This is a genomic window from Sodaliphilus sp., assembly GCF_045598405.1.
GTDB classification, from domain to species: domain Bacteria; phylum Bacteroidota; class Bacteroidia; order Bacteroidales; family Muribaculaceae; genus Sodaliphilus; species Sodaliphilus limicaballi.
Map to the genome: position 1 here is coordinate 1 of NZ_JAZLLZ010000148.1, position 3456 is coordinate 3456.

The following is a 3456-nucleotide window of genomic DNA, read 5'->3' on the forward strand; positions in this document are numbered from 1 at the left end:
CTCGCCTTTGCCCAGGTCAAAGTACAAGATGCTGATGGAGTAAACCTTCTTCACTTGGTCATACTTTTGCCCCAGGGTAATGTGCTCGGTAATCGCCTTGGCAACGCCATAAAGGATGCGCTCGAGGAAATAAATTTCTCGAGTGAGTTGTATTTCCACGAGGATTATCTCATCCTTGCTGTTGCGAGCCTTGATATCAACGCGGTTGAACTTGTCACTGGTGTCCATCTGGTTACTCTCGCTTTCAAGAATCTCGACAATAGTCACCTTCTCACCCAAGAGAACCGTGATGAGTCCTTCAAGAATGCTGAAATTCTCCTTGTCGCGCAAGATTTTCTTTGCCGCCCAGTCAAACCGTATGTATTTGTTTTCAGCCATAGTCATTCATTTTGTGCAAAAATATATAAACTGTGTCACATTTACAAGTATTTGCCGAAATTTGTGCAAAAAAAGTTGCTATCTACGACCTGCTGACCGAGGAAGTGGTTGGCGCAACGCTGGCTGAGCTTTGGCAACACAACATCAAGGTTGACGGTGCTCCAGTTAGCACTGGCAACTGCATCATCAGCAAACATTCTATTTACCGCAAAAAGCAAACAAACAAGTAACAACTATGAGTACAGTATTTTACAACAGACTTCACAACGAACAACAAAGACGCGAGTTTTTGAGCGATTTATTCAGCACCATGTTCTTCGGCAACTTTTGGGCAAGAGCAAGGCTTGACGAGGACACCCACAGCACTTACGCACGCAAGGGCGACTGCCTTGAAGACGTGTGGGCAAGGGCTATCCTTGATGGTTGTGCACTGACCGTTACCGACATGGAAGAGGGAGAAGAACATGGGTTAACGCTTGAGGACATCCTCACTGGCCTCGACCTGCTGCAAGCCAACAACCCCTCTATGTGGGCACGTGTGGTTGAGAATGACGGCTCGGCTGACATGATCGACTGCGATGCAGTTCTTCAATATGCCGTGTTCGGTGAGTGGATATATGGATAATTTTTATTAACTTTGCAAGCGCATGAACAGGTTGAGGTTGACACGTATCGAGAAGCGGTTGTTTATCCGCATCAGCCAAGGTGACTACGACAACTTTGGTCTTGACAAGTATGTCTATCTTGAAGCACTGCTCTCGTTGCAGTCGCTCGGCTTGGTTGAGGTCGTGATTGACTATGACAAGGTTGTTGATGTGAAGATGACCATCGCTGGTCGTGCCTACATCATCAACAACCCCAAGTTGAATAACCCCACCGACTGGAAGTTCATCATCACGACCGCCATTCAAGCAATCATCGCTATTGCTACAACTCTCGCCCTGTTCATCGCTTGTACGTAACCAAGTAAAACAAAGTAATTATGAACATTCCAGAACACGTAATCAAGTATGCCACCGAACAAGGCTTTGGTAAACTTGAATTTATAGGAACATACGAGGGTGTTAACTACTATGCAGAAATCAACGAGAGCAAAGAAATAGTGCCTACTGGTTTACCTTGCTATATAGCCGATAATCACGAAGAGGTTTATATAGCATGCGGGCTTGAGACGCTTGAATTACCCTTCTGACCTCAATAACCTTTCAGCAAAGGCTGGGTTGATTATCTTATCATCAATGCGCATTACTCCAATTCTGGTGTGGCGCATTAATTTTATATAATCGTTAAACACTTTTGCGCCTCCCTTCTTGCCCGACTGTGGGTCAATCCATAACAAGTTACCATTACTTTGTCGCTCAAGGCAAAATACGTGTGCTCCCCCATTCTTCCATTCACAGTATATTTCGTATCTCCCGGTCTTGCTGGCAGAATTTTCTATAAAATCCACTTTGCTTTTGATGTTGTTCTTGAATAATTCCGTTGACCACGTATATTTAGGCCTACTTCCGTCTTGTTCAAGAAATCTATCATGCCAATCAAGTCCTTTTCTTTCGCAGAAATTATAAAAATTCACTTTTGACTTATTTGATGAAGGACTCCTCATTGCCTCTACATCGAACCCTCTGCGCCTTAATTCATAAGCCATAGTACATGTTTGACAGTTATGACGATATCCTTTTACCTTTGCGCCTTTTATATCAAAGTTAGGGTTAGGCTTGCCTGTGTCAGCCTTTGCAATATCCATTATCTGCCCTTGCATGACAGGAAGCACTTTATTAAGCTCACGTATGTTTGCGAGTTGTTCTTTGCTAAAGTTGGCATTCTTTGCATTGTACCGCATAGCCTTTTCGTATTCAGCAAAGGTATCGTAGGCATTGCGCATTCCGTATGCGTCCCTGTAAATTTGAGGCACATACTTCTTATTGTCTCTAATAAAATACGGCATGGAGTAGTGTTGCATTGAACGCTCAGCGTTGTTCTTAAGCCAGTTCTTGAAGTTGTCGGGTAACTCACGCACCTCGTTGACGCTCTGCAACTCCGTTTCCTTGCCTTGTAGAATGTCCTTGAGGTTTTGCTTTATCTCGTCCTCGGTGCTTAGAATTGCTTCTACGTGGCAACGGCAATGAGGATGCCAGCCTACGAACTTGAAGTCCTTAGGGTACTCGCCCTGCAGTTCATCGCAGATGTCAACGAAGATGCCCTTCACGCCCTTGCAGGTGTGGTTATTTGACAGCACCACCTTAAAGCCTACCACGAAGTCAAGCTGCTGGAAACGCTCATAGTCAGCCGTGCGGTATGCCATGTTGATTTCGGTGCGTGCAAGGCGCATGGCGTTGGCATACGATGAGCGGTACACTCCCTGCCCTGGGTGGAATGCTTTTGCCGCCTCGGAGAGATGCAGTTCCCCATCAGCACTGCGCACCCTGCGGTAAAGACCTGAAAAAAATAGCGGTCCAGGTGAATTGAACCGCCATTGCTATCTATTTACTTGTGTTTTACAGATTTATAATTTCTTCGATGCTAAGCCCTGTTACAGGTGCAATCGTTTCAAGGGGTACACCAGCATTCTTGAATCCTATAGCGTTTTTGATTCGCTCCTCGTCGCGACCTTCCGCACGTCCTTCCGCATGTCCTTCCGCACGACCTTCCGCACGACCTTCTTTTAATCCTTCTTTTAATCCTTCGGCGCGACCTTCGATGCGGGCAGTGTCCATGATATCGTTTTGGATCATCTGCTCGTTGAGGTGTTCAAAGTAGGCGTCTTTTTCCTTTTTGCTCATTGCCATGTACTCCAATTTCTTCTTCGCTTCTTGGAGGCCTGGCGCAGTCGTGTTGTCATCTATATCGCCGTCTTTGAGGTATTTAATCCATTCCTCCAGGTGGTTCTCAGCAATTTTATTGAATGCGTTCACGCGTATAAGGTAATACTCGGGAAACACCTCGCCAGGAGTCTTCATGCGTATGGCATTATCTTCCTTTGTAGAAATTTGCAGCGTGTCGTCTTTGGTCATGCCACGGAAAGTGGTCTGTCCACGATACACAAAGTCCTCGCCTTTGCCCAGGTCAAAGTACAAG

At 45.7% G+C, this 3456-nt stretch carries 6 protein-coding genes and 1 pseudogene; 4 read left to right on the plus strand and 3 right to left on the minus strand.

Features of this window, described 5'->3' with window-relative positions; all coding sequences use genetic code 11:
- Positions 1-378 (minus strand): Rpn family recombination-promoting nuclease/putative transposase (locus tag ACKI3C_RS10340; protein ID WP_407404724.1); only part of this gene is annotated, 378 nt, incomplete at its 3' end.
- A gap of 32 nt (positions 379-410) precedes the next feature.
- On the opposite strand from ACKI3C_RS10340, the gene ACKI3C_RS10345 reads away from it, so the two are divergent.
- From ACKI3C_RS10345 to ACKI3C_RS10360, 4 genes are read left to right on the plus strand one after another with little or no spacing between them, the layout of a single operon-like run.
- Positions 411-608, plus strand: coding sequence for a hypothetical protein (locus tag ACKI3C_RS10345; protein ID WP_407404726.1), 198 nt, complete (start codon positions 411-413; stop codon positions 606-608).
- Between the two features lie 5 nt (positions 609-613).
- Positions 614-1003, plus strand: coding sequence for a hypothetical protein (locus ACKI3C_RS10350; RefSeq protein ID WP_407404728.1), 390 nt, complete (start codon positions 614-616; stop codon positions 1001-1003).
- Positions 1004-1025: 22 nt separating this feature from the next.
- Positions 1026-1340, plus strand: a complete 315-nt coding sequence (locus ACKI3C_RS10355) for a hypothetical protein (protein WP_407404730.1) — start codon at positions 1026-1028, stop codon at positions 1338-1340.
- A gap of 20 nt (positions 1341-1360) precedes the next feature.
- Positions 1361-1570 (plus strand): hypothetical protein, encoded by a 210-nt coding sequence (locus tag ACKI3C_RS10360; RefSeq protein ID WP_407404732.1) that lies wholly within the window; start codon positions 1361-1363, stop codon positions 1568-1570.
- On the opposite strand, the gene ACKI3C_RS10365 is transcribed toward ACKI3C_RS10360, so the two are convergent.
- Entirely contained in the window at positions 1559-2737 is a 1179-nt protein-coding gene (locus tag ACKI3C_RS10365) for a toxin glutamine deamidase domain-containing protein (protein ID WP_407404735.1), read from the minus strand. The genes ACKI3C_RS10360 and ACKI3C_RS10365 overlap by 12 nt on opposite strands.
- A gap of 139 nt (positions 2738-2876) precedes the next feature.
- Positions 2877-3456 (minus strand): annotated as a pseudogene (locus ACKI3C_RS10370) (hypothetical protein); the annotation flags it as partial.

Excerpts from the sequence above, each read along its gene's own strand:
- ACKI3C_RS10355 (WP_407404730.1), top strand. The coding sequence starts at position 1,026 with ATGAACAGGTTGAGGTTGACACGTATCGAGAAGCGGTTGTTTATCCGC.
- ACKI3C_RS10350 (WP_407404728.1), top strand. The coding sequence starts at position 614 with ATGAGTACAGTATTTTACAACAGACTTCACAACGAACAACAAAGACGC.
- ACKI3C_RS10360 (WP_407404732.1), top strand. The coding sequence starts at position 1,361 with ATGAACATTCCAGAACACGTAATCAAGTATGCCACCGAACAAGGCTTT.